The sequence below is a fragment of the Pseudocitrobacter corydidari genome, assembly GCF_021172065.1.
Classification (GTDB): Bacteria; Pseudomonadota; Gammaproteobacteria; order Enterobacterales; family Enterobacteriaceae; genus Pseudocitrobacter; species Pseudocitrobacter corydidari.
Map to the genome: position 1 here is coordinate 1,975,485 of NZ_CP087880.1, position 25,191 is coordinate 2,000,675.

General features: G+C 53.5%; 21 protein-coding genes. 5 read left to right on the plus strand and 16 right to left on the minus strand.

Annotated features, from left to right (window positions below; translation table 11 throughout):
- The first annotated feature begins 35 nt into the window (after positions 1 to 35).
- Entirely contained in the window at positions 36 to 554 is a 519-nt protein-coding gene (gene fabA / locus G163CM_RS09240; protein WP_010429339.1) for a bifunctional 3-hydroxydecanoyl-ACP dehydratase/trans-2-decenoyl-ACP isomerase, read from the plus strand.
- Positions 555 to 611: 57 nt separating this feature from the next.
- On the opposite strand, the gene rmf is transcribed toward fabA, so the two are convergent.
- The 6 genes from rmf to rlmKL all read right to left on the minus strand — a co-directional run bounded on the left by rmf (position 612) and on the right by rlmKL (position 8,535).
- The gene (gene rmf / locus G163CM_RS09245; RefSeq protein ID WP_015965056.1) at positions 612 to 779 is read right to left on the minus strand and encodes a ribosome modulation factor; all 168 of its coding nucleotides are present in this window, start codon (positions 777 to 779) and stop codon (positions 612 to 614) included.
- Positions 780 to 1,035: 256 nt separating this feature from the next.
- Positions 1,036 to 1,599, minus strand: a complete 564-nt coding sequence (gene pqiC / locus G163CM_RS09250) for a membrane integrity-associated transporter subunit PqiC (protein ID WP_231827807.1) — start codon at positions 1,597 to 1,599, stop codon at positions 1,036 to 1,038.
- Positions 1,596 to 3,236: an intermembrane transport protein PqiB gene (pqiB, locus tag G163CM_RS09255; protein WP_041686276.1), complete on the minus strand. Its 1,641-nt coding sequence runs from the start codon at positions 3,234 to 3,236 to the stop codon at positions 1,596 to 1,598. The genes pqiC and pqiB overlap by 4 nt, the downstream gene beginning before the upstream one ends.
- Before the next feature lie 4 nt (positions 3,237 to 3,240).
- The gene (pqiA, locus tag G163CM_RS09260; RefSeq protein ID WP_231827808.1) at positions 3,241 to 4,494 is read right to left on the minus strand and encodes a membrane integrity-associated transporter subunit PqiA; all 1,254 of its coding nucleotides are present in this window, start codon (positions 4,492 to 4,494) and stop codon (positions 3,241 to 3,243) included.
- A gap of 15 nt (positions 4,495 to 4,509) precedes the next feature.
- Complete coding sequence (locus G163CM_RS09265) at positions 4,510 to 6,417, minus strand: ABC transporter ATP-binding protein (RefSeq protein ID WP_231827809.1); 1,908 nt, start codon at positions 6,415 to 6,417, stop codon at positions 4,510 to 4,512.
- 12 nt (positions 6,418 to 6,429) lie between these two features.
- Positions 6,430 to 8,535 (minus strand): bifunctional 23S rRNA (guanine(2069)-N(7))-methyltransferase RlmK/23S rRNA (guanine(2445)-N(2))-methyltransferase RlmL, encoded by a 2,106-nt coding sequence (rlmKL, locus tag G163CM_RS09270; protein WP_231827810.1) that lies wholly within the window; start codon positions 8,533 to 8,535, stop codon positions 6,430 to 6,432.
- Between the two features lie 98 nt (positions 8,536 to 8,633).
- Between rlmKL and G163CM_RS09275 the strand changes: the two genes are divergently transcribed.
- Positions 8,634 to 9,743 (plus strand): YcbX family protein, encoded by a 1,110-nt coding sequence (locus G163CM_RS09275; RefSeq protein ID WP_231827811.1) that lies wholly within the window; start codon positions 8,634 to 8,636, stop codon positions 9,741 to 9,743.
- Here the strand turns inward: G163CM_RS09275 and zapC are convergent.
- The 9 genes from zapC to G163CM_RS09320 form a co-directional block, all read right to left on the minus strand.
- Positions 9,740 to 10,282: a cell division protein ZapC gene (gene zapC, locus G163CM_RS09280; protein ID WP_015965063.1), complete on the minus strand. Its 543-nt coding sequence runs from the start codon at positions 10,280 to 10,282 to the stop codon at positions 9,740 to 9,742. The two genes, G163CM_RS09275 and zapC, sit on opposite strands and share 4 nt — an antisense overlap.
- 165 nt (positions 10,283 to 10,447) lie before the next feature.
- On the minus strand, positions 10,448 to 11,458 hold the full coding sequence (pyrD, locus tag G163CM_RS09285; protein WP_015965064.1) for a quinone-dependent dihydroorotate dehydrogenase: 1,011 nt from the start codon (positions 11,456 to 11,458) through the stop codon (positions 10,448 to 10,450).
- Positions 11,459 to 11,569: 111 nt separating this feature from the next.
- Complete coding sequence (locus G163CM_RS09290; protein WP_231827812.1) at positions 11,570 to 12,253, minus strand: fimbria/pilus periplasmic chaperone; 684 nt, start codon at positions 12,251 to 12,253, stop codon at positions 11,570 to 11,572.
- Positions 12,246 to 12,755 carry a fimbrial protein gene (locus G163CM_RS09295; RefSeq protein ID WP_231827813.1) on the minus strand — a complete coding sequence of 170 codons (510 nt, stop codon included), beginning with the start codon at positions 12,753 to 12,755 and terminating at the stop codon, positions 12,246 to 12,248. Before G163CM_RS09295 ends, G163CM_RS09290 begins: the two co-directional genes overlap by 8 nt.
- 9 nt (positions 12,756 to 12,764) lie before the next feature.
- Positions 12,765 to 13,307 (minus strand): fimbrial protein, encoded by a 543-nt coding sequence (locus G163CM_RS09300; RefSeq protein WP_338050288.1) that lies wholly within the window; start codon positions 13,305 to 13,307, stop codon positions 12,765 to 12,767.
- 12 nt (positions 13,308 to 13,319) lie between these two features.
- Positions 13,320 to 14,393 carry a fimbrial protein gene (locus G163CM_RS09305; protein ID WP_231827814.1) on the minus strand — a complete coding sequence of 358 codons (1,074 nt, stop codon included), beginning with the start codon at positions 14,391 to 14,393 and terminating at the stop codon, positions 13,320 to 13,322.
- On the minus strand, positions 14,384 to 16,978 hold the full coding sequence (locus G163CM_RS09310; protein WP_231827815.1) for a fimbrial biogenesis usher protein: 2,595 nt from the start codon (positions 16,976 to 16,978) through the stop codon (positions 14,384 to 14,386). The genes G163CM_RS09305 and G163CM_RS09310 overlap by 10 nt, the downstream gene beginning before the upstream one ends.
- A gap of 22 nt (positions 16,979 to 17,000) precedes the next feature.
- On the minus strand, positions 17,001 to 17,669 hold the full coding sequence (locus G163CM_RS09315; protein WP_231827816.1) for a fimbrial biogenesis chaperone: 669 nt from the start codon (positions 17,667 to 17,669) through the stop codon (positions 17,001 to 17,003).
- Positions 17,670 to 17,750: 81 nt separating this feature from the next.
- The gene (locus tag G163CM_RS09320) at positions 17,751 to 18,302 is read right to left on the minus strand and encodes a fimbrial protein (RefSeq protein WP_231827817.1); all 552 of its coding nucleotides are present in this window, start codon (positions 18,300 to 18,302) and stop codon (positions 17,751 to 17,753) included.
- A 468-nt stretch (positions 18,303 to 18,770) separates the two neighbouring features.
- Here G163CM_RS09320 and ssuE point away from each other — a divergent pair, with 468 nt between their 5' ends.
- Positions 18,771 to 19,340 carry an NADPH-dependent FMN reductase gene (gene ssuE / locus G163CM_RS09325; protein ID WP_231827818.1) on the plus strand — a complete coding sequence of 190 codons (570 nt, stop codon included), beginning with the start codon at positions 18,771 to 18,773 and terminating at the stop codon, positions 19,338 to 19,340.
- A 40-nt stretch (positions 19,341 to 19,380) separates the two neighbouring features.
- On the opposite strand, the gene pepN is transcribed toward ssuE, so the two are convergent.
- Positions 19,381 to 21,993: an aminopeptidase N gene (gene pepN / locus G163CM_RS09330; protein WP_231827819.1), complete on the minus strand. Its 2,613-nt coding sequence runs from the start codon at positions 21,991 to 21,993 to the stop codon at positions 19,381 to 19,383.
- Between the two features lie 265 nt (positions 21,994 to 22,258).
- Between pepN and pncB the strand changes: the two genes are divergently transcribed.
- Entirely contained in the window at positions 22,259 to 23,461 is a 1,203-nt protein-coding gene (gene pncB / locus G163CM_RS09335; protein WP_231827820.1) for a nicotinate phosphoribosyltransferase, read from the plus strand.
- A 166-nt stretch (positions 23,462 to 23,627) separates the two neighbouring features.
- Positions 23,628 to 25,028, plus strand: coding sequence for an asparagine--tRNA ligase (gene asnS, locus G163CM_RS09340; RefSeq protein WP_149461526.1), 1,401 nt, complete (start codon positions 23,628 to 23,630; stop codon positions 25,026 to 25,028).
- Positions 25,029 to 25,191: the final 163 nt, after the last annotated feature.

A 25,191-nucleotide genomic window follows, 5' to 3' on the forward strand; every position in this document is an offset into this window, starting at 1 on the left:
TGCGTCCCGAACTCAAAATAAGGCTTACTGAAAACATGGTAGATAAACGCGAATCTTATACAAAAGAAGATCTTCTTGCCTCTGGTCGCGGTGAACTGTTTGGCGCGAAAGGCCCGCAGTTGCCAGCCCCTAGCATGCTGATGATGGATCGTGTCGTTAAAATGACCGAAACCGGCGGCAATTTTGATAAGGGCTATGTTGAAGCAGAGCTCGATATCAACCCGGACCTGTGGTTCTTCGGTTGCCACTTCATTGGCGACCCGGTGATGCCAGGCTGCCTGGGTCTGGACGCCATGTGGCAGCTGGTAGGCTTCTACCTTGGCTGGCTTGGCGGTGAAGGCAAAGGCCGTGCGCTAGGCGTGGGTGAAGTGAAATTCACCGGTCAGGTTCTGCCGACCGCGAAGAAAGTGACCTACCGTATTCACTTCAAACGCATTGTTAACCGCCGTCTGATCATGGGCCTGGCGGATGGCGAAGTGCTGGTAGATGGTCGTCTGATCTATACCGCTAACGACCTGAAGGTTGGGTTGTTCCAGGATACTTCTGCGTTCTAAGACCCCGTATTAACGCGAAACCTCCGCATAGCGGAGGTTTCTTCTAAAGAGACAGCGTCAGGCGATAACTGTCCTGTCCTCCATGGCTTCTCGCCAGCCTCCGAGCCAGTGTGAACGTTGATTTAACGTCTGGTAAGGACAAATCTCCTTCGACTTACCGGCAATACCGGCCTGATACCCACGCTGATGTGCCCGTTCCAGGCGATCTCGTTTTTGTCTCTTCATGCCTCGTTTCCCTCATTACTTTTATCTGGTGGAAATGAAAACAGTGATTACAAAGTGTGCAACCACACATTACGAATAACCTGAATCATCACGATCGTCAATGCGCAAAATTCACGCCAGTGTCATATTTGTGAGCTACGCAAGAGTTCATTTGTACAAAAAATGTGAGGTGGGACAACTAAGCTGCTGAGCATAAAAACAAAAAAACCGCCGTGGATTTTGCATCCACGACGGCCTTAAGCATTATTAATTCTACTTATAGTTGCTGATTGAGAGAGCGGGCAATAGAGACCGCTTCCTGGCTCCAGGCTTGCGCCAGCATTTTCACCATCTCATCATAACCATCTTTCTGCTGCGCCAGCTCAATGTGGAACGGACGCTTAATTAGCTGCCCCTGATGGTTCAGCAGCCATTCACCGCTGACAATCACTTTCCCATCATAGCGCCCGTGGAAGCCATTCACCGACACGTTGAGCGTATCCTGATCGTGGCCCAGGGGTTGCGACGCAATCACCCAACCTGGCAACTGGTTGCTCAGGTTGGCGATGAGCGTGGTACGCAGCTGTTGGTCAAGCGGGCTGGCCCACAGGTTATTGCTGGCAATCACGTACTGCACATCACTGGTCTGATACACCACGCCGCTCCCGGCGAGGTAATCAGGAACCGAGACCTGCTCTACCCACAACAGATGGCTACCGGAGCTGGCGCTGTTTTGCACAGTGCCTTTGTCCAATGGCAACTGGTAGTAGGTTTTATTCTCACCGCTGCTGCTACAGGCTGCCAGCAGGCAGGCCGCCGCCAGCACTATCCATTTTTTCATTGTTTCGCCCTCTTAGGCTCTGGATCTTTTTTATCCTTCGCTTCAAACACCAGCGCGTTACTCTTCTCGTTCAGCGTTTTCAGAACCGGTTGCAGCTCACGCAGCACCTGATCCAGACGTTGCATATCCGCGACCATTTTGTTGTAAGCAGCCGAGCCCGGCTGGAAGCCCTGCATACTGCGATTCAACTCGCGCAGCGTTTTCTGCATGTCTTCTGGCAGTTGCTGCATCGACTGGCTGGCCGTTATCTTATTCAGATTATCCAGCGTTGTTTGCAGCTGACGCATAGTGCGCTGGCTTTCGGTCAACGTATTAGTCGCCTGCTCGATCATCGGATTCAGCGGCAGGTTGTTGAATTTGTCCAGCGTATCCATCAGACGCTGCTGGATCTGCGCCAGGCCACCGCTCACGGTCGGGATAATCTGATAACCGCTAAACTCACGGATACCGGTCATCTGCGGCTCTTTCGGATAGAAGTCCATGTCAACATAGAGCGCGCCGGTCACCAGGTTACCGGTTTTCAGAGAGCCGCGCAGGCCACGTTTCATCAGTTCTTCAAGATGTTGTCCCAGATCCGGATGCTCACCCAACTGATTTGCCAGACGTTCCGGCTCAATGCGGATCAGCACCGGAATACGGTAATCATTATTCAGCGCCTGACGCAGACCTTTAACATCAAACGGAACCTGCGCCACGGTGCCCAGACGAATGCCGCGGAATTCCACCGGCGCGCCCGGTTGCAGGCCACGAACGGAATCTTTGAAGAACATCAGGTAATCAAGATGCTCTGTATACAGGGAGTCCTGAATACTTTTCTGATCGTCATACAGTCTGAACTCGCTCTTTTCAGTTACCGGCTGGCCAAGATCCAGCCCTTCCGGCACGTCAAAGCTTACCCCACCGCTAAACAGCGTGGTGAGCGACCCCATCTCTACGCGCATCCCGGCAGAGGTCAGATCGACCGCCACGCCGCTGTCTTTCCAGAAACGCACGTTGCTGGTCACCAGACGATCGTTTGGCGCGGTAATAAACAGCTGGTAGCTGATTGTACGTTTCTGCGCATCAAAGGTGCTGGTTTCAACGGAGCCCACACGGTAGCCACGGAACAACACCGGATCGCCCGGATTGAGCTGACCGGCCTTTTTGCTGTCGAGGATCACCCGGATACCCTTCGCATCCGGCGGTGCCAGCGGCGGTTGATCCAGTAGCTGGTAATCATCCTGCTGCCCACCTTTGTTGCCTGGCTGCAATTCGATATAGGCGCCAGAAAGCAGCGTACCTAATCCGCTGATCCCTTCACGCCCAACCTGCGGCTTCACAACCCAGAAAACGGAATCTTTATGCAGCAGTTTTTCCATGCCGGCATTGAGACGCGCTTTAATCTCTACGTGCGTAAGATCGTCCGTCAGCGTGGTGCTTTCCACCACGCCCACGTCAACGCTACGACTTTTGATCGTGGTTTTACCGCCTTCAATTCCCTCGGCATTGGTGGTGATGAGCGTCACCTCCGGCCCCTGGTGGCTGTAGTGGTAAAACAGGATCCATGCACCAATCAGCGCAGTGACAATCGGGAAGATCCAGACCGGAGACCAGTTCTTCACCTTCTGCACTTTGGCCTCCCCACTCTTCGTTTCCATGTTATTACGATTCCTCATGGCTTGATTCCGGATCCCGATCCCACGACAGTCGAGGATCAAAGGTCATTGCCGAAAACATGGTCATTATCACGACCAGCGCAAACATTAGTGCGCCCATCGCCGGGTAGATGTTCATCAGTCCGCCCATTCTTACTAATGCAGAAAGCACTGCTATTACAAACACATCGATCATCGACCAGCGGCCAACGAATTCCACCACCTCATAAATCAGATGCATGCGCTCGCTGTCGCGACGTCCATGCCCTTTCGCATCCCAGCACAGCCACGCAATGGCAATCATCTTCAGCGTCGGCACCATAATACTGGCAATAAAAATGACCATCGCTACCGGGTAGGAGCCTTCGCTCCACAGCAAAATCACCCCGGCGAGAATCGTCGAGGGCATTTTGTCGCCCAGCAGGTCGGTAATCATGATCGGCAGAATATTCGCCGGAAGATAAAGAATGATAGAAGTGACCAGCAGCGCCATCGTCCATTGCAGGCTGTTTTTGCGGCGCACATATCCTTTTGAGTGACAACGCGGGCAGATATGTTCATCGGCAGGCAAAATGGCGGTGCAACACGCGCACGAACGCAGCCCCTGGCGAATGCCCGTTACGCCGGGCTGGGGTTCCGTTTTCAGCACCGGCATCGGGGCAATGTCGTCCCATAGCCAACGGCGATCGACGCACTGAAAAGTGCGCAACTGCAGAATGCAGAAAAGACACCAGGGTATGAAACTGCTGCCAATACCGATATCACCATAGGCCATCAGCTTCACGAAACTGACCAGCACCCCAGCGAGAAAGATTTCTGCCATGCCCCAGGATTTCAGCTGAAACAGAATTCTGGCGAGATAGGCTTTCATACTGACCGGCATTTTCACCCGATTCACCAGCAATAAAACGGTGATCAGGCAAAAGGCAGGCACCAGCTGCACAAACAGCATAAAGAAGGTGCCCAGGCTGGCGTAGTCCTCGGAAAACAGCACGCGCGGAATTTCCAGCAGCTCAATTTCGCTGTTAACCCCAGCTACCTTCATATAAATAAAGGGGAAGAGGTTCGCCAGCACCAGCATGAAAAGCGCGACAATGGCATAAGCAGTGGGACGGGTTCTCGGCTCGTCCCATACGGTGGTCAGCGTCGTGCCGCAGCGTGGGCACTCCGCTTTATGTCGATGTTCAAGGTGCGGCAACGCCACCAGCATGTCACATTGACGGCAAAGAATATGCCGCGCGGCATGATGTTGTTCGCACATGAAAACTCCTCGGTATCAGGCACCGTTTTTTAACGCTTCCAGGTATTCCCAGCGTTCAAACGCCTCTTCTAACGCCTGCTCGGCCTGCGTCAGATCAGACAACACTTTTTGCGTATGATCGTGCGGCTGGCTGAAGAAGGAGGCATCAGCAACCTGTGCCTGCAACGATTCCAGATTCGCTTCCAGCTCTTCCAGCTTTTGCGGAAGCTGCTCCAGCTCGCGCTGCAGGTTATAGCTTAGTTTGGTACTGGTTCGCTTAACAGTTTCTGCTTTCGACTGCGTCGCTTCGGCTGTTTTCTTAACAATAGCTTGTTTTTGCGCCTGTGATTGGCTCTGTTGCCCGCGCGCATCGTGATAACCACCGACATACTGACCAATTTTACCGTTGCCTTCAAAGATCCAGCACTCGGTGACGGTGTTATCAACAAATTGACGATCGTGGCTGACCAGCAAAACGGTGCCCTGATAACCATCAATCAGCTCTTCCAGCAGTTCGAGCGTTTCGACATCCAGGTCGTTGGTCGGTTCATCGAGAATCAATAGGTTGCTGGGTTTTAGGAATAATCGAGCAAGCAGCAAGCGGTTACGCTCACCACCGGAAAGCGCACGCACCGGCGTCATGGCGCGTTTCGGATGGAACAGGAAGTCCTGTAAATAACCCAGGATATGGCGAGGTTTACCATTCACCATCACTTCCTGTTTGCCTTCCGCAAGGTTGTCCATCACCGTTTTATCCGGGTCCAGCTCTGCGCGGTGCTGATCGAAGTAAGCCACTTCCAGCTTGGTACCGACATGAATTCGACCACTGTCGGCCTGTAACTGACCCAGCATCAGTTTCAGCAGCGTGGTTTTACCGCAGCCGTTCGGGCCAATCAGCGCGATTTTATCGCTACGCTGCACCTGAGCGGAGAAATCTTTCACCAGTACTTTGCCGTCAACCTGGTAGTTAACATCTTCCATTTCAAAGACGATTTTACCGGAGCGAGACGCTTCTTCGACCTGCATTTTGGCGCTGCCCATCACTTCACGGCGGGCGCTGCGTTCATTACGCATCGCTTTCAGCGCGCGAACGCGGCCTTCGTTACGGGTACGACGCGCTTTGATGCCCTGACGGATCCACACTTCTTCCTGCGCCAGTTTGCGATCGAACTCGGCGTTTTGCAGATCTTCAACACGCAGTGCCTCTTCTTTTTCGATGAGGTACTGATCGTAGTTGCCCGGATAGGTAACCAGCTTACCGCGATCGAGATCGACAATACGGGTGGCCATATTGCGGATAAACGAACGGTCGTGCGAGATGAAAATAATGGTGCCTTTGAATGTCTTCAGGAACCCTTCCAGCCAGTCGATGGTTTCGATATCGAGGTGGTTCGTCGGTTCGTCAAGCAGCAGCACGCGCGGCGCGCTCACCAGCGCACGGCCTAACGCCGCTTTACGCAACCAGCCGCCGGAGAGTGATGCCAGCTCCATATCAGGTTCGAGGCCTAACTGCGCCAGCACCTCGTTAATGCGGTTTTCAAGCTGCCACAGGCCATGGTGATCCAGCTGTTCCTGGATTTTCGCCAGTTCCTGTAAATTCTTATCGCTCGGGTCGGTCATGACCAGATGCGAGACATCGTGATAACGCTTCAGGTAAACCGCTTGTTCTTCAATGCCTTCGGCCACGAAATCATACACGCTGCCCTGCACGTTGCGCGGCGGATCCTGTTGCAGACGCGCCACAACCAGGTCCTGTTCGTAAATGATACGCCCGTCGTCCAGACCCTGCTCGCGGTTAAGGATCTTCATCAGCGTCGATTTGCCCGCGCCGTTACGGCCAACCAGACAGACACGTTCGTTATCTTCGATATGCAGTTCAGCATTATCGAGGAGTGGCGCATCGCTGAAGGACAGCCACGCGCCATGCATACTAATTAATGACATTCTTTATTCCTTTCAGGCTGCGGTAATCAGCCAGCAGTTGTGGATCTGACGGTTACGGGCGAAATCCTGAGACTGTGTTTTATGGGTAATGTCTTGTGCTTTCAGTCCCAGTTCGGCCAGGCCGTCGTGATCCATACGGAAACCGCGTTTGTTGTTCGAGAACATGATGGTGCCGCCTTTACGCAGCAGACGCTTCAGGTCTTTCATCAGGCGCAGGTGATCGCGCTGAACATCAAACGCATCTTCCATACGTTTTGAGTTGGAGAAGGTCGGCGGATCGATGAAGATCACGTCGAACTGTTCGTCGGTATCGCGCAGCCAGGCGAGCACATCCGCCTGCATCAGGCGATGAGCGCGACCGGTCAGGCCATTCAGACGCAGGTTGCGCTCGGCCCACTCGAGGTAGGTGCGCGACATATCGACAGTGGTCGTGGAACGCGCGCCGCCCAGGCCCGCGTGAACGCTGGCGCTACCGGTGTAGGAGAAGAGGTTAAGGAAATCTTTGCCTTTACTCATCTGACCCAGCATGCGACGGGCGATGCGGTGGTCAAGGAACAGGCCAGTATCGAGATAATCCGTCAGGTTAACCCACAGGCGGGCGTTATATTCGCTCACCTGCATGAAGTCGCCCTTCTCGTTCATTTTCTCGTACTGATTTTTGCCTTTCTGGCGCTCACGGGTTTTCAGCACCAGTTTATTCGGCGCGATGCCCAGCACCGAGATAGTGGCGGCGATAATATCAAACAGGCGCTGGCGTGCTTTGTGCGCATCAACGGTCTTCGGCGGCGCATACTCCTGCACGACGACCCAGTCGGCGTAGCGGTCGACGGCCACGTTATACTCCGGCAGGTCAGCATCGTACAGGCGATAGCACTCAATGCCTTCCTGCTTCGCCCACTTCTCAAGTTTCTTGAGATTTTTACGCAGGCGGTTGGCGTAATCTTCCGCAACGGTGGCTTTCACTTCGCCAGTGCTTTCCGCAACATGATAGTTCTTCTGGATACAATCCAGCGGGCCGTTTTTGGCTTTAAACTGGCGCTCAGCACGCAGTGACACGCAGCTCAGCAGTTCCGGCGAGGCGCTGAACAGCGACAGGTTCCAGCCGCCAAACTGGCTTTTCATGATGCGGCCCAGCAGGCTGTGCAGGGCAATTAGCGCCGGTTCGCTCTCCAGACGCTCGCCGTATGGCGGGTTGCTGATAACGGTCCCGTACGGGCCTTTCGGCAGCGGATTGGTCAGCTGCGCCACGTCTTTTTGTTCGAAGGTAATCAGCTCGCCAATACCGGCGCGACGGGCGTTGCTGCGCGCAATCTCCACGACGCGACGGTCGGTATCAGAGCCGTAGAAACGCGATTCATACGCCGCAAGACCTGCGCGTGCGCGGGTTTGCGCATCGGCTTTCACTTCCTGCCAGATAGCGTCGTCGTGCTGCGCCCAGCCGCCAAAGCCCCAGTGGCCACGATGCAGCCCCGGCGCGCGATCGGTCGCCCACATTGCCGCTTCAATCAGCAGCGTACCGGAACCACACATCGGATCGAGCAGCGGTGTCCCCGGCACCCAGCCAGAACGCATGACAATCGCCGCCGCGAGGTTTTCTTTGATCGGCGCCAGACCGGTGCGATCGCGGTAGCCGCGCAGATGCAGGCCCTCACCGCTCAGATCGAGAGAGATAAACGCCTTCTCTTTGTTCAACCGCACGTTGATGCGCAGGTCAGGATTTTCACGATCGACATTCGGGCGCGGCAAATTCTTGCGCGTAAACGCATCAACGATGGCGTCTTTTACTTTCAGCGCACCGTACTGGCTGTTACGGATCTCATCGTTCAGCCCGTTAAAGCTCACGGCAAAAGTGGCGTTCGGGGTGAAGATCTCCGTCCAGTTGATCGCCTGCACGCCGAGATAGAGGTCCAGATCGCTCCAGACACTGCACTCGCCCAGCGGCATCATGATGCGCGACGCCAGGCGACTCCACATCAGGCTTTGATAAAGAAGGCGCGTGTCTCCCTGAAAATGGACCCCACCCTGGGTTACTTTGCACTCTTGCGCGCCCAGACCTTCCAGTTCAGTTTTTAACAGCTCTTCCAGCCCACGGGCCGTACTGGCAAACAGAGAATTCATATCATCACTTTTACTTGCAGAAAATTGTTGCGCATTATAGCCAATCTCGGCCCCATGTCATAAAGTTAAAGGCTTATTTCTGACTCAGGGAATGCGTCATGCTGACGTTATCGCGACTTTTCATTCACCCGGTGAAATCCATGAGGGGTATCGGGCTCACTCACGCCTTCGCGGATATCAGCGGAATGGCGTTTGACCGCATCTTTATGGTGACCGAACCCGATGGCACGTTTATCACCGCGCGACAGTACCCGGCGATGGTGCGCTTCACCCCCGCAATTCTGCGCGACGGCCTGCATCTTACGGCTCCTGACGGCAGTAGTGCGCTGGTGCGTTTTGTCGATTTCACTGCGCAGGCTGAGCCGACGGAAGTATGGGGCAACCATTTTACCGCCCATATCGCCCCGGATGCGATCAATCAATGGCTGTCACCGTTCTTTAAACGCGATGTGCAGCTGCGCTGGCTTGGCGATAACCTCACGCGCCGTGTAAAACGTCACGACGCGGTGCCGCTCTCCTTTGCCGATGGTTTCCCCTACCTGCTGACCAACGAAGCCTCGCTGCGCGATTTACAGCAGCGCTGCCCGGCCAGTGTCAAAATGGAACAGTTCCGCCCCAATCTGGTGGTGACCGGCGCGCAGGCGTGGGAAGAAGACAGCTGGAAAACCCTGCGTATTGGCGAGGTGGTATTTGACGTGGTGAAGCCGTGCAGCCGCTGCATTTTCACCACCATTAGCCCGGAAAAAGGCCAGAAACACCCGGCAGGCGAACCGCTGCACACGCTGCAATCATTCCGCACCGCGCAGGATAACGGCGACGTCGATTTCGGCCAGAACCTGATCCCGCGCAACAGCGGCGTGGTTCGCGTGGGCGACGAAGTGGAAGTCCTCACCACCGGGCCCGGCAAACTGTATGGCGCGGGCGCAGATGACGACACGTTAGCCGTTGAAGATAACGCGGCCACAAAAGTCGATATCAGTTGGCAGGGACAAACCTTTAACGGGAATAACCAGCAGGTGTTACTGGAACAGCTCGAACAGCAGGGAATTCGTATTCCCTACTCCTGCCGCGCCGGAATTTGCGGAAGCTGCCGCATTACGCTGGAAGAAGGTGAAGTGAGTCCGCTCAAGAAGAGCGCGATTGGCAACGATGGCACCATACTGTGCTGTAGCTGTGTGCCAAAAACCGCGTTGAAATTGCGAAGTTAAACCGCCTGCTCCAGGCTGTAACCCGCCAGGCCTGGCTGGGGTTGCAGCCTGTCATTCATCACTTTGATAGCATCGCCCAACTGCATAGTTCGCCCGGCCAGCACCAGCCCCGGCTGCGCCAGCAGACACAGCGCAGCGTTCTCACCCGGCTCCACCACCAGCAGATTGACCTGTTGATCGGTATCGCTCAGCCAAACGCTCGCCGCATCGCCCGTCACCGGGGACCAGCAATCGCCATGGGCGCGGAAATGCCAGCTTTTTGGCATTTGCGGCTTCAGGAAGCGAATCGCCACCAGCGCATTAAGAATGAGTTCAGCGCGATGTTCTTTAGAGAGTTCGAGGTCGCGGCATTTTTCTTCAAAGGAGAAGTAAAGCGCGGCGTCATCGACGCAGAATCCCGTAGGGTCGAAGGCGTCAGGGGTTAACATCCGGCGAGCAAAACGCGAACGGAACAACATGCCATTGGCTAAATCGAGCATCATACGATCGTGCTCTTCATCATAATACCAACGCCAGTTATCGTCTGGTTTAATTCGCATTGTCCGCTCCCCTCATTTCAGCATCCGTTTGCTGTGTAATCTTTCCCGCGTCGTTTTTACTGCCTAAATAATAAAAGACTAAAATGTTTAAATAAGCAACAATGAGGAAATATAAAGCAACCAGGGCTTAAAATAAAGCCCTGGTTCACATAATGAGATAAAAGATTAGATGTGGGTAACGATTTCTTTAATCAGCGGCGGGCCTTTAAAAATAAACCCGGAATAGATCTGCACCAGCGTCGCCCCGGCTGCCACCTTCTCGCGGGCGGCGATAACGGAGTCAATTCCGCCTACGCCAATAATAGGCAAGCGCCCGTTTAATTCGCCGGAGAGCATACGGATAATTTCGGTGCTTTTTAATTGCAATGGACGACCACTCAGACCACCGGTTTCATCGCAATTTTTCATCCCCTGAACCAGAGAACGATCCAATGTAGTATTGGTGGCTATCACCCCATCAATATTATGGCGAACTAAACTATCGGCAACCTGGATCAACTCTTCAACAGAAAGATCCGGCGCGATCTTCACCGCCACAGGAACATATTTATGGTGCTTCGCCTGGAGTTCTGCCTGCTTATTTTTAATACTGGAAAGCAGATCGTCCAGCGCGTCGCCATATTGCAGCGTACGCAGGCCTGGGGTATTTGGCGACGAGATGTTGATGGCAATATATCCGGCGTAGGCATAGATTTTTTCCATACAAATCAGATAGTCATCTTTACCCTGTTCAACCGGCGTATCTTTATTTTTACCGATATTAATACCCAGCACGCCGTCAAAATGTGCTTTTTTAACGTTCTCTACCAGGTTATCAACACCCAGGTTATTAAAGCCCATACGGTTGATCAAACCTTCGGCATCAACCAGACGGAAGATCCTCGGCTTATCGTTCCCCGGCTGTGGGCGCGGTGTGACGGTACCGATTTCGATCGAACCAAAACCCATCGCACCGAGCGCATCAATGCACTCGCCATTTTTGTCCAGACCTGCCGCCAGACCCAGCGGATTTTTGAAGGTCAATCCCATACAGCTCACCGGTTTTGAAGGCACTTTCTGGCGAACCAGCGCTTCAAACGGCGTTCCGGTTACCCGGCGTAATGATTGAAAAGTAAATTCATGAGCGCGCTCAGGATCGAGCTGGAAAAGGGCTTTACGAACGAAGGGGTAGTACATGAACTCTCCTGGATTCCCGGTGTGCAAACCGGGGGCGTATTATGTGTGATTGCGCACAAAAAGGGAATTGACCAGGAACAAAAAAAACGCAAACGTTTTCATTCCCCCTGGTTATGGGAGACGTTGTTCGTTTACTGGCGTCAAACCGCCAAGGTCGTTGAGGGTTCGCCAGCGTAACGTACAGGCCGTTTGTGCAGCGCACCAGGTAAAGTGGCGCTGCGATAAAGGCGGAATAACACCCGCGTCGTTCACCGGGTTGCCGTTCGCCGTCACCTGCGTCAGATTGATATAAAAAGGTGTCGGGTTCTCAGCCATCACGCCCCGTGGTTCGCGTCGCCAGGTAACCTGCTGCCATGCCTGTTCAGGATCACCTTTTAAGGAGACCGGACGCCAGAAGAGTTTAAAAGAGGAGCGCAGCGCCACCTTCACGCTGCGATCTTCTACCCTACCCGACGGGATCGACGCGACACTTAGCGCAAATAATGTTTCGCGATCGTTGGGTGTCAGATCTCCTGTTTTTACCAGTCGAATCGTCCCGGTAGCGCCCGGCGGCAGTAAAAACAAAGGGGGCGTGGCTAAAATGGGCGGCTGCCCGTTGAAAGCAACCGCTCCCAACCACACGGTGGGCGCACTGATTTTGCTGTTAATCAGCCAGGGTTCATTGCTGGTGTTGGTCACCAAAATCGTGCGGGTCTCGGCAGAAGAGGGAAAAACGAAGCGTGTTCCGCCCACCACCACGCCCGCGTGGCTGATACCCGACACCGCACACAGCATTAACAGAGCAAACTTAGTCATAGCGCACCACAAAGGTCGCGCTGGCGTTCACCGCCCCCGAGTTGATGCTCTCGGCTATCGGGCGCAGTTGCGCGTAAAACGTCAGCGCCACCTTACCCTGTTTTAATGGGTAAGGTTTGCTCTCCTGCATTAACGGTATAAGGCGTTGCCCGTCATCAAGAAATGCTACCGCCAGCCCGGCCGCGGCACCGCTACCGGTGTCTATCGCCAGCAGCTCAGGGTGGGTGGTATCCGGGTCGCCAGAAAAAGTAACATTGGCGGCACTCACATCGGCGCCGCACTGCTCCAGATTAATAGTGAAGGCTTTTTCTGCCGATGCGCGCCCCTGCGCAAACTGGCTGACGGAAAGCGTACCAAGAGGGATCTGAATCGCTTTGCTGTCCTGCGTCAGAATGCAGGTATTGCTGCGAAACGTTCCGCTGATATTGACCGTGCCATCGTGGGCAAAGGCAAAACTGCTGCACATCACGAGGGCGAAAGTAATACGTTGCACACCTTTCATCGCCCCCCCCTACTCATACACCAGGTCAAAATAGAGCACCGCGGTGGCATTTCCGCCCGTAGCCCCCTCTTTTGTGGCTTTGTAGCGCAGCTTATAACGCAGTGCATTATCACCGGCCTTCAGAGGATAACGCACGGTCTGACTATTCAGCGGGATCTCCTCCTGGGTTTGCGCGTCCAGGATTTGCACGGCGATACCGGTTGCCATATTGCCGCTGCCGCCGGTATCGGTCAGCTTAAGCAACGTGGGGGCAAGTGGGTCAGACTCGCCGCTGAAATAGACTCTGGCATCCTGTATCCCCACCGCACAGCCATTGATATCGATGGTTAAATCCGCCGACGCGCTGACGGCATTGGCCGACTGAAAATCACTGATATTAAAATTGCCAATGAAAACATTCTGCATCGCGCTACTGGTAGCCACATCGCAACCCTGATCGATAACGTTGCCGTGAATATGCATATTCACCTGATCGGCGCCTTTGAGATTGCCAAACGCGGAAAAGGCGCAGAATGCGAGCAGTCCGGGAAGAAACAACAGACGATTAACCATTCACGTCACGCCTCAATCAAAATCGATACGGACCGAGGCCGTTGCCTCGAAGCTACCGATTTCCGGCGGCACGCCCGTAGTGCTGACGGGGAAGACGTTAATCTGTGCATAGGCATCCTGGTTATCGGGTATCGCCATTGAGATAGCGCCGCCATCGGGCGACACCACATTGCCCTGTGAGTCCGTCACCAGCACACCAACGCCAGGACGTGATGTCTTAATGGCCTGTGGATAATCACTGTCGCGGGTCGCCGTCAGGCTAAGATTCACATTCACCAGCCCGCTGTTGCCGGTGTTACATCTCACCGGTATTGACAGCGCCACCGTTTTTGCGCCTGTTGGTTTCTGCCCCTGCACTTTAAAGTTGGCAGCAAAGACATCGCCGAGATCGACTTCAATCGTTTCTCCTGCGTTAACCGAACAGGATTCCAGCGAGTTGATGGTGCCCGAGAGGTAATAAGTCAGCACTGGCTCCCCCGTAGCGGTACAGGTGCTACTGGACGGAATGTTGTAACACTCATAAAGACGCGCCAGCACCATATTGGGGATAGTTACCGTTCCCACGAAAGGTTGTAGAATTTTTAGCGAGAAATAACCGCTGTTGCCGCTGGACCCCGTGCCGCCCAGGCGCTGACCGCCAGGATCGCAGATATGCCAACGGGTATCCGCACTGGTACTGATATTTTCAAACGGAACTGTGTCCGGGCCTTTGCCTCTTACACCTAACCATATCTGCGCAGCCAGATAATCGTTGATTTTGTACCAGCTTTCGCCTAACGCCGGCAGCGGGGAATCAGACGCAAATGCCCAGATACCTTGCTTGACTGCGTCCTTATCACAATCGCAAGAGACGTAATAATCGTTGGCCTCATTCCAAGAATAAAAATTTTGCTTAACCACCCCGGCCTGATTCTCTTCTTCTGAGAGTGTACGGACACCAAAGTTAACGCCAATGTAGGGGTTTCCGCTGGCGGTGTGACATTTCCCGGTGTAAGCCATCGCACTGGCGCTTGCCAACATGAGAACGCCCATTAGCAGCATCGTTATGATTCGTTGCATACAATTGTTTCCTCTGCTTATTCGCATACCGCATTTCTGCGCGTAATGGGTGCGGCCATCTGTTGCGCCGTTAAGGTAAATTTCAGCTGGCACTGTTGCTCGCGCGCCTCGCCCCAGCGTACGGTGATCGTTCCCTTTTCAGGCAGGCCAGACATGTAAAGCGAACCGTCGTCATCCACAATGCCGCTAATCTTGTCGGCATCGTCCAGGGTTGCCATTGCGCCAAAGCGTAAAGGCTTACCGTTCATTAGCGGGCTGAACAGCACCCGCGCGCCAACGTGAGCGCTGAACCTCGCGCGAACCAGCGCGCCTTTGGTGGGTACCACGTTCACCACGGCGTTTTCGATATCCACATTTTGTTTTAAAGAGGCGGTGTCCAGGGCGATACGGTTTTCACGGTACGGCGTGGCATAGGGCAATAGTGAATTGCCTTCCCCATCCGTACTAATACCGGTGTAGTTGGCGATTTTGGTATTTTCCGCGCCGGGCGCCGAAACCAGCACATTGGTTTCGCCAAGAGATTGGCCAAGCGTGATGCCTTCGGAATGCACAATCACGCTGCCGGATAACCCGAAGTTCACCTGCTGCTGATTGCCGTTGTCGCTGTAGTTGTAACCCACTTTCGATTCGCCCCACGCGCCTTTGTAATCCAGGCTCGCGTTTCCGCTGGCGCTCTCGCCCTGGCTGACGTAGCCCTGTTGCACGCTATAGTTGAGATTGTCGTCTTCCAGTAATGAGCCGGAAACACCGACGTTTTGCGTCACATTGCCGTCGTTGTCGGCGCTGGTATTCGAGGTCATCCAGGCTGAGTGGCCTCGGCTGTTTATATCGCCGCTGGACGAAGATAGCCACTGGCCCAGCGGTAGTGAGACGTTAAGCGCGAAGACCTGATCGGCGGACGGTTGCCCGCGAGACTGGCTGTAGTTCCACGACAACCCCAGCGTGACATCCTTGATCTGCGTGTTGTAGCCGAATTGCAATAACCGATCCTGGTCATCGGTGTTCCAGTAAGTTTGCTCACTACCGCTCAGGTAGAAGGAGCCGTAGTCGCCAAGCTGCTGGGAAATATTCATTTGCAGCTTCCCACGCTTGCTGTAGTAGAGGTTGTAGTAGCGCGCCCACAGCGGCGTTTCATCGTTCTCGCTCTGCATATACCCTTCCATACGGTGATACATGGTATCGGCAAGGGTGTAAAAGCCGGACGTGGAATAGCGGTAGCCCATCAACTGAAAATTGGTGCCATAGGCGTTGAGTGTTTTTGCATACAAAAACCGCCAGGATTGCCCCTGATAATCCTGATTATTGGCCAGCGTACTGTTCGCCCACGTGCCATCAACCGAAACTGCGCCAAGTTCACCGAGGTTAAACCCCAGCCCCAGCATGCCCGCACGGTAATCATCAGAGAACTGCCCGCCGCCATACCAGGTCACGCCCCAGGGACCTCCCCATTGCAGCGTCGCCTGTGCAAACGCTTTTTCATCTTGATCGTTGCTGTTACTGCGATAATTCGCGGCGGTCAGGGCGTATTTTAATCGACCCTGACGCTGGAGAAGCGGTACGCTGGAGTAAGGAATGGTGTAACGATTGAGGTTGCCGTCTGACTCTTTAATTTCAACCTGCAGGTCGCCGCTGGAGGCGCTGGAAAACAGGTCGTTAATTTCAAACGCGCCGGGCGGCACGTACGTTTGATACACCGTATAGCCATTCTGTTTAATGGTCACCTGAGCATTGCTTTTGGCAATACCGCGAACGGTAGGCGCAAATCCGCGTAGGCTATCGGGCAGCATGTTGTCGTCAGAGGCAAGCTGTACGCCGCGAAAACCGACGCTATCAAAAAAATCGCCCCCGGTGTAGCTGTCTCCGACGGTTAATTCGCCTTTGATGGGAATAATCGCGTACTGCGCATAGCTGCTGATATTCTGCCACAGGCCCGGTTCATCCTGACCATAGCTCCAGGTTGAGTTATTGCGTAATCGCCAGCCCGCAAGATTCAAACCACTGTTCAGATTCAGGAAGTAGTTATTATCGCCGCCATTTTCGTTGCTGCTCTGCACGCCATTCGCGCCGCTGAAGGAATATCCCAGCAGCATGGCGTTAATTCCGCGATCCCATCGTTCGGGTGGAACATAGCCCCTGGCATCATTTTTGACAGCAATTTGCGGCACAGAAATCACCAGCCGGAGCTGTCTGGCCTCAAATTTGACGCTGGCGTCGGGAATAACTTTCGCCAGCGGCACGCAAGCATTGTCATCCAGCGCGTTAAACGCCGGAAACGCGGCGGTATTGACGCCAATTTGGCTGAGATAGACTTTATTGAGACAGGGTTCAACCTGATGATTGTCTTCATTGGCGACAAATTCGATATCGCGGGTGGCAACGAAGCTTTGGTTGAAAATAACATCAACCCGATACTTACCAGGCGCGATTTGCTGCCCTTTTTCAAAACGTGAAAGATCGGCGACCAGAGACGGATCGTCTTTAAAGAACGCGGGATCAAACCAGGTCTCAGCCATCGCACTCAGGGTCGTTGAGGCGAAGACCGCCAGCCCGCCTAAAAAGGCGGGAACCGTACTGACAAGAAAATGACGGTACTGGCGTAGATTATTGGGCATTTCGCATCCGCTGCATCATCCATCAGGATTTGCAAGTTACAACCGGCGTTTCAGCGCCATAATCATTGATGGTTCGGTAGCTCACTGTCTGGTTAACCGCGCCTTTTGGCACGTCAAAACGGAAGCTGCCAAGCGGTGATACCATCTGGTTCTTTACACTCTTACCGCCAAGCGTCAGCCCGGTTAGCGTAATGTAATAGGGCGTGGGATTATGGACAGTGACGCTCTGCCCTGACCAATCGCAGCGCAGTTTTTCTGCCGCCTGATTAACGGAAATCGACAGCCCTTTTGGCCGCCAGAACAACTTAATAACACTTTGGGTGGCGATTTTTAATACGCTGCCCTCTTCTTTCTTCGTCGTCGAAGGCACTGCGCGTACGCTTGCGTAAAATAACGATTCACGATCTTTAGGCAATGCAGGCCCGACGTACATAATGCGCAGTAAATTCTCACTGGCCGTATTAAGTACAAACAACGGTGGGGTGGTAATAAAGTCCTGTGTTTTTTTATTATCGGGCGTCATCACCCATGCCTGAATTAAATACGGCACAGTTTTACTGGTATTTCTGACGCTCAGCGAAATCTGTGCATCACCTTCGTTATAAATAACCCGCGTCGCACCCAACCCCACGCCACCACTATCGGCAGCCCAGGCGGAAACACTGAGTGTTAATACGCCGATAAAACTCACGGCTGCCCTGTTTATTGCTCTACGGGTATTCACTGGAAAGTACCTTTCGCGTTTTTCGCCCCTTCAGAATAAAGGGCAAAATCAGTAGTAGTTGATATGGAACGTGGTCGCAACCTCAACGGTACCCGCCGTGGCTTTACCCGTCGCTACGTAATCCGCTTTGAAGGTTATCGTTTGGTCAGATGTTGCCGCGAGCGTAATACCGTTTTGTTCAGTTTCGGTATTAGGCAGAATTTTCGTTGTGCCATCAGGCATATACATCTGTACCGCGACGTTTGTCGCAGCACCCGCGCCGGAGTTCTGGTTCTTAAACGCGGACGCTACCGCCGTGTCTGCCTCCGCGGTGAAGGTAAATGCCGCGTTGCTGGTAACGGTGTTATCACAGTCTTTCAGGTTTATCGGTATGTCTTTTTTCACCCCGGATTCCTGCCCCAGCGTTTGCAATTTCGTGGCGCTGACCCTTTCCATCGCAACGGAGCCAGACTGGCTTTCAGGAGCGATAGTACAGGCAGGAGCGACGACCTCTCCCGTAATAGTCAGGTTACCGTCCGTGACGGCAGCATCATCTGCTGCCAGTGCACTACCACATCCCACAATAGCACTCATTGATAAAATCAATATATTCTTTCGCATGCATATCTCCATTTAATAAATAAAACACATGTTCTGATTGATTAATAATAAATATTGGTGCATATAAACAGATACGCTTATCTGTATGCAACTGAATTGAATTTTTAGAAAAAATTAATTAATAAGCGGCGAATAATATATAAAATAAATAAATTTATCGTTACTATGCCTTAACATAAATAATTCATACCACATATGAAACTCATCGATTAATTTTCAGAAAACAATCTTAAAATCAATACATTGCCAAGAATTTCCCGCGTTCTTCGATTGGCTGTTAAATCTCGCTCTCGCTGAAATACTTAAAAAAAGCGAATTTTTCTATAAAAATAACAAATATAAAAGATGTATATATTCATTTATCAGAATTCGTTTAGCCGAAAAAGCATTTAGAAAATCCGCTTTCGTCTGCGAAACTGCCTTAAACAATGTTAAATAAAACACACATTAAAGTTGCAAGGAGGTTGTATGCGCGTCATCACCTTAGCGGGAAGCCCGCGTTTTCCATCACGTTCCAGCGCATTGCTGGAGTACGCCCGTGAAAAACTGGCGGCGGTGGACGTTGAGGTATGCCACTGGCATCTGCAAAATTTCGAGCCGGAAGATTTGCTTTATGCACGTTTTGACAGCCCGGCACTGAAAACGTTGACCGAGCAACTGGCCCAGGCCGATGGCTTAATCGTTGCCACGCCGATTTATAAAGCGTCATTTTCCGGTGCGTTAAAAACGCTGCTGGATCTGCTGCCCGAACGTGCGCTTGAGGGGAAAGTGGTGCTGCCATTAGCGACAGGCGGTACGGTTGCCCATATGCTGGCGGTGGATTACGCGCTGAAACCGGTGCTGAGCGCGTTGAAGGCGCAGGAGATCCTGCACGGCGTGTTTGCCGATGACAGCCAGGTCGCGGATTATCAGCATAAGCCTCAGTTCAGCCCAAATTTACAGGGCCGTCTGGACAGTGCGCTGGAGACATTCTGGCAGGCGCTGCACCGTCGCGATATTCGCGTTCCGGCGTTTCATCAGCAGTTTGAACATGCATAAAAAAAGCCGGGTGGCGGCGACGCCTCACCCGGCAATATCGTTACGCTAACGCTTTGGTGATCTTCTCGTACAGATCCCCGGAAAGATTCTCCAGCCCTTTCAGCTGTTCCAGCGCCGAACGCATCATCGCCTGACGTTTTGCATCATAGCGTTTCAGGCGGATCAGCGGCTCAATAAGTCGTGACGCCACCTGCGGGTTACGGCTGTTGAGTTCAGTCAGCATCTCAACCAGGAACTGATAGCCGCTACCGTCCAGCGCGTGGAACGCGGCCGGGTTGCTGCTGGCAAATGCACCAATCAACGAACGCAGACGGTTCGGGTTGTTCATGGTGAATGAGCGGTGATTCAACAGCTTGCGTACCGTTTCCAGCACGTTATCTGCCGGGCTGGTGGCTTGCAGAATGAACCATTTGTCCATCACCAGGCCATCCTGATGCCATTTGTCATCGTACTCCTGCATCAGCGCATCGCGGCACGGCAGTTCTGCCGCTACGGATGCCGCTAACGCCGCCAGCGCATCGGTCATGTTATCGGCCTGATGATATTGCTGGCGCACCAGTTTATCCGCCAGTTCACGCTCGCCAAACGCCAGGTAGCGCAGGCACGTATTACGCAGCGAACGCTTGCCGATATCTTCATGCTCAACGCGATAGCTCGGCAATTTGTTGGCGTTATAGATAACCAGGAACTCATCCGCCAGTTCATTAGCCAGCGTGCGAGTCAGCGCTTCGCGAACGGCAGCGATGGCGATCGGGTCGATAACATCGAACAGTTCCGCAATTTCATTGGCCGACGGCAGCGTCAGAATTTCAGCCGCCAGCGCCGGGTCGATTTTCTCATCCAGCAGGATGGCGCGGAACGCATCAGCCACATGAACCGGCAGCGACAGCGGCTGATTCTGCTGGTGGCGGTTGACGTTAATCTTGATGTAGTTGGCCAGCAGGCTTTGCGCCGCATCCCAACGAGAGAAGTCGTTACGGGCATGACGCATCAGGAACGTTAACTGCTGATCGCTCCATTTGTATTCAAGCTTAACGGGCGCGGAGAATTCACGCAGCAGCGACGGCACCGGCTGGAAGTAAACGTTATCGAAGATAAAGGACTGCTCTGCCTGGGTGACGTTCAATACGTTATGTACCGGATGCCCGTCTTTCTGCAACGGGATAACCTTCCCTTCGTTATCATACAGTTCGATATCGAATGGGATATGCAGCGGCTGTTTTTCCTGCTGCTCTGCTGTCGCTGGCGTACGCTGGCTAATGGTCAGCGTGTACTGCTCGGTTTCCGGGTTGTAATCATCATGCACGCTGACGATTGGCGTACCGGACTGGCTATACCAGCGGCGGAAATGCGACAGGTCAACGTTGGAGGCATCCTCCATCGCCTGCACAAAATCATCACAGGTCGCGGCACTACCATCGTGACGTTCGAAGTAGAGCTGCATCCCTTTCTGGAAATTCGCTTCGCCCAGCAGGGTATGCAGCATGCGAATCACTTCCGCACCCTTCTCATATACGGTCAGGGTATAGAAGTTGTTCATCTCAATAACACTATCCGGGCGAATCGGATGCGCCATTGGGCTGGCATCTTCTGCAAACTGCAACCCGCGCATAGTACGCACGTTGTTGATGCGATTCACCGCGCGCGAACCGAGGTCGGAGCTGAACTCCTGGTCGCGGAAAACGGTTAAGCCTTCTTTCAGGCTGAGCTGGAACCAGTCGCGGCAGGTGACGCGGTTCCCGGTCCAGTTATGGAAATATTCGTGGCCAATCACGCGCTCGATATCGAGATAATCTTTGTCGGTCGCGGTGTCGGTACGCGCCAGCACGTATTTGGAGTTAAAGATGTTGAGACCTTTATTCTCCATCGCGCCCATATTGAAGAAGTCGACGGCGACAATCATATAGATGTCGAGGTCATATTCGAGGCCGAAACGCTCCTCATCCCACTTCATGGAATTTTGTAGCGAAGTCATCGCCCACGGCGCGCGGTCAAGGTTACCGCGATCGACAAACAGCTCCAGCGCCACCTGACGGCCGGAACGGGTGGTGAAAGTATCGCGCAGGACATCGAAGTCGCCCGCCACCAGCGCGAACAGGTAGCACGGTTTCGGGAACGGATCCTGCCACTGCACCCAGTGACGGCCATTCTCCAGCTCGCCTTGCGCTACGCGGTTGCCGTTCGACAGCAGGAACGGATACTTCGCTTTATCGGCGGTAATTTTGGTGGTGAAACGCGCCAGCACGTCCGGGCGATCGAGATAATACGTAATGTGGCGGAAACCTTCCGCCTCGCATTGTGTACACAGCGCCTCGCCAGACTGGTAAAGCCCTTCCAGCGCGGTATTCGACGCCGGGCTGATTTCGTTCACAATGAGCAGCGTAAAACGCTCTGGCAAGCCGCTGATAACCAGCTGCTTCTCTTCTTCTTTATAGTTCGTCCACTGCTCGCCGTTCACGTGTACGGAAATAAGCGTTAAATCTTCGCCATCCAGACGTAGCGGCACATCGGACGCTGCATGACGGGAAACCTGGCTTTGGGCCGTCACGACGGTTTTTGCGGCATCCAGGTCAAAGGCCAGGTCGATATCACTGATCAGGTAGTCCGGCGCACGGTAGTCGTGGCGGTACTTGGCTTGGGGCTGTTGTGTCATAAAAAACCTTTAGCGTCGTTTGTAAAATGTCGTATCCAGTCTATTCCTGTTGTTTAAATCGCGCTACGCAGAATCTTCATCTTTTCCAGACAAATACCAAAAATTGCTACATTTGGATAACACATTGGCACGAAATGCCCTAGCCCCTTAGCAGGCCTTATGATGTGATCGGGGTTCAATAAATGAATAAACAAGGTATACTCCTGCTAATCTCCCTGTTGTTTATTTTACTAAACGCTCCTGTGAGAGGATGCTATTGCGCACCATGACTCAATTCGTGACTCCTGTTCTGCATTCGTTGCTTGATACGGATGCCTACAAACTGCACATGCAGCAGGCGGTGTTTCACCACTACTACGACGTAAACGTCGCGGCGGAATTCCGCTGCCGTGGTGACGATCTGCTGGGCATTTATGCTGATGCCATTCGGGAACAGGTAGACGCCATGCGCTCGCTGAGGCTCAGTGATGAGGAATATCACTGGCTTTCCGGGCTGCCCTTCTTTAAAGAAGATTACCTGACCTGGCTGCGCGATTTTCGCTATGACCCGCAACAGGTGACCGTCACCAATGACAACGGCAAGCTGAATATTCGGCTCGATGGCCCGTGGCGTGAAGTTATTATGTGGGAAGTGCCGCTGCTGGCGGTGATAAGCGAGCTGGTTCATCGCTACCGTTCGCCGGAAGAAGGCGTACCGCAGGCGCTTGAAATGCTTGAGCATAAACTCACTGATTTCACGCGCATGACCGCAGACCTTGATATGTCCGCGTTCCGCCTGATGGATTTCGGTACCCGTCGTCGTTTCTCCCGCGAGGTGCAGGAAGCGATCGTCAAGCGTCTCCAGCAGGAGCCGTGGTTCACCGGCACCAGCAACTACGATCTCGCTCGTCGTCTCGACCTTACCCCAATGGGTACACAGGCGCACGAGTGGTTCCAGGCGCATCAGCAAATCAGCCCTGACCTGGCGACCAGCCAGCGTGCGGCGCTGGCGGCCTGGCTTGCCGAGTATCCAGACCAACTGGGGATCGCGCTCACCGACTGCATCACCATGGACGCCTTCCTGCGCGATTTCGGGCCGGAATTTGCGACCCGCTATCAGGGGCTACGCCACGATTCGGGCGACCCGGTTGAATGGGGCGAAAAGGCGATTGCCCACTATGAGAAACTGGGAATTGACCCGCACAGCAAAGTGCTGGTGTTCTCCGATAATCTCGATTTACCCAAAGCGGTCGACCTCTATCGTCACTTCTCTTCACGCGTTAATCTGAGCTTCGGTATTGGTACCCGTCTTACCTGCGACATCCCCCAGGTAAAACCACTGAATATTGTTATTAAACTGGTGGAATGTAACGGGAAGCCGGTGGCGAAACTCTCTGACAGCCCTGGGAAAACCATCTGTCACGACAAGGCGTTCGTTCGCGCCTTGCGCAAAGCTTTCGACCTGCCACAGGTCAAAAAGGCGAGTTAATCATCAAAGGGAGCCATTCGGCTCCCTTCTTCTTTATTAATTTCTGAATTCTCCCCTTCACAGTGCGAAATCTGCTTGTCTGATGGCGGATGACAGGTAACATAGATACCTCCCTTTTTAAGGGAGCAACTTATTCTTTATTGGACAACTTTACAGAGAGACTATTATGAGCGTTGTGCCTGTAGCCGACGTACTCCAGGGCCGTGCCGCCGTTGACAGCGAAGTCACCGTGCGCGGATGGGTGCGTACTCGCCGAGATTCAAAAGCTGGCTTTTCCTTCCTCGCCGTCTATGACGGTTCCTGCTTTGATCCTGTACAGGCCGTTATCAATAATTCTCTGCCCAATTACAATCAGGAAATCCTGCGTCTGACCACCGGTTGCTCCGTGGTCGTCACCGGTAAAGTCGTGGCGTCTCAGGGCCAGGGCCAGAGCTTCGAAATCCAGGCGACCAGCGTGGAAGTGACCGGTTGGGTGGAAGATCCGGATACCTACCCGATGGCGGCTAAACGTCACAGCATCGAATACCTGCGTGAAGTGGCGCACCTGCGTCCGCGCACCAACCTGATTGGCGCGGTAGCACGCGTTCGCCATACGCTGGCACAGGCGCTGCACCGCTTCTTCGATGAGCAGGGTTTCTTCTGGGTGTCCACCCCGCTGATTACCGCATCCGATACCGAAGGCGCTGGCGAAATGTTCCGCGTCTCTACGCTGGATATGGAAAACCTGCCGCGTAACGACCAGGGGAAAGTCGATTTCGATAAAGACTTCTTCGGTAAAGAGTCTTTCCTGACCGTTTCCGGCCAGCTGAACGGCGAAACCTACGCCTGCGCGCTGTCAAAAATCTACACCTTCGGCCCGACTTTCCGCGCTGAAAACTCCAACACCAGCCGCCACCTGGCCGAGTTCTGGATGCTGGAGCCGGAAGTGGCGTTTGCCGATCTGGAAGATAACGCCGCGCTGGCGGAAGCCATGCTGAAATATGTCTTCAAAGCGGTCCTTGAAGAACGTATGGACGACATGAAATTCTTCGCTGAACGCGTGGATAAAGAAGCCATTGAACGTCTGCAACGCTTTATCGAGGCGGATTTTGCGCAGGTGGATTACACCGACGCGGTCACCATCCTCGAAAACTGCGGCCAGACCTTCGAAAACCCGGTTTACTGGGGCGTTGACCTCTCTTCCGAACATGAACGCTATCTTGCTGAGAAGCACTTCAAAGCGCCGGTGGTGGTGAAAAACTATCCGAAAGAGATCAAGGCATTCTACATGCGTCTTAACGACGACGGTAAAACCGTTGCGGCAATGGACGTGCTGGCCCCGGGTATCGGCGAAATCATCGGTGGTTCACAGCGTGAAGAGCGTCTGGACGTGCTGGATGCCCGCATGGCAGAGATGGGTCTGAACAAAGAAGATTACTGGTGGTACCGCGATCTGCGTCGTTACGGCACCGTTCCGCACTCCGGTTTCGGTCTGGGCTTCGAACGTCTGATTGCCTATGTAACTGGCGTACAAAACGTCCGTGACGTAATCGCATTCCCAAGAACGCCGCGTAACGCCAGCTTCTAAATCTCCGCACTCTCACCAAGGCCAGCATATGCTGGCCTTTTTTGTGTCCTTAACGTAAACCTTCGTCAATTACCTTAAGGATCAACCCCCTACATCACGTAGTTTGTTACATCCCATTTCTGTTAACGTTTGTGCACAAAAAATGTGCAATTGCTTATGGATT

Excerpts from the sequence above, each read along its gene's own strand:
- fabA (WP_010429339.1), top strand. The coding sequence starts at position 36 with ATGGTAGATAAACGCGAATCTTATACAAAAGAAGATCTTCTTGCCTCT.
- rmf (WP_015965056.1), bottom strand. The coding sequence starts at position 779 with ATGAAGAGACAAAAACGAGATCGCCTGGAACGGGCACATCAGCGTGGG.
- pqiC (WP_231827807.1), bottom strand. The coding sequence starts at position 1,599 with ATGAAAAAATGGATAGTGCTGGCGGCGGCCTGCCTGCTGGCAGCCTGT.
- pqiB (WP_041686276.1), bottom strand. The coding sequence starts at position 3,236 with ATGGAAACGAAGAGTGGGGAGGCCAAAGTGCAGAAGGTGAAGAACTGG.
- pqiA (WP_231827808.1), bottom strand. The coding sequence starts at position 4,494 with ATGTGCGAACAACATCATGCCGCGCGGCATATTCTTTGCCGTCAATGT.
- G163CM_RS09265 (WP_231827809.1), bottom strand. The coding sequence starts at position 6,417 with ATGTCATTAATTAGTATGCATGGCGCGTGGCTGTCCTTCAGCGATGCG.
- rlmKL (WP_231827810.1), bottom strand. The coding sequence starts at position 8,535 with ATGAATTCTCTGTTTGCCAGTACGGCCCGTGGGCTGGAAGAGCTGTTA.
- G163CM_RS09275 (WP_231827811.1), top strand. The coding sequence starts at position 8,634 with ATGCTGACGTTATCGCGACTTTTCATTCACCCGGTGAAATCCATGAGG.
- zapC (WP_015965063.1), bottom strand. The coding sequence starts at position 10,282 with ATGCGAATTAAACCAGACGATAACTGGCGTTGGTATTATGATGAAGAG.
- pyrD (WP_015965064.1), bottom strand. The coding sequence starts at position 11,458 with ATGTACTACCCCTTCGTTCGTAAAGCCCTTTTCCAGCTCGATCCTGAG.
- G163CM_RS09290 (WP_231827812.1), bottom strand. The coding sequence starts at position 12,253 with ATGACTAAGTTTGCTCTGTTAATGCTGTGTGCGGTGTCGGGTATCAGC.
- G163CM_RS09295 (WP_231827813.1), bottom strand. The coding sequence starts at position 12,755 with ATGAAAGGTGTGCAACGTATTACTTTCGCCCTCGTGATGTGCAGCAGT.
- G163CM_RS09300 (WP_338050288.1), bottom strand. The coding sequence starts at position 13,307 with ATGGTTAATCGTCTGTTGTTTCTTCCCGGACTGCTCGCATTCTGCGCC.
- G163CM_RS09305 (WP_231827814.1), bottom strand. The coding sequence starts at position 14,393 with ATGCGAATAAGCAGAGGAAACAATTGTATGCAACGAATCATAACGATG.
- G163CM_RS09310 (WP_231827815.1), bottom strand. The coding sequence starts at position 16,978 with ATGCCCAATAATCTACGCCAGTACCGTCATTTTCTTGTCAGTACGGTT.
- G163CM_RS09320 (WP_231827817.1), bottom strand. The coding sequence starts at position 18,302 with ATGCGAAAGAATATATTGATTTTATCAATGAGTGCTATTGTGGGATGT.
- ssuE (WP_231827818.1), top strand. The coding sequence starts at position 18,771 with ATGCGCGTCATCACCTTAGCGGGAAGCCCGCGTTTTCCATCACGTTCC.
- pepN (WP_231827819.1), bottom strand. The coding sequence starts at position 21,993 with ATGACACAACAGCCCCAAGCCAAGTACCGCCACGACTACCGTGCGCCG.
- pncB (WP_231827820.1), top strand. The coding sequence starts at position 22,259 with ATGACTCAATTCGTGACTCCTGTTCTGCATTCGTTGCTTGATACGGAT.
- asnS (WP_149461526.1), top strand. The coding sequence starts at position 23,628 with ATGAGCGTTGTGCCTGTAGCCGACGTACTCCAGGGCCGTGCCGCCGTT.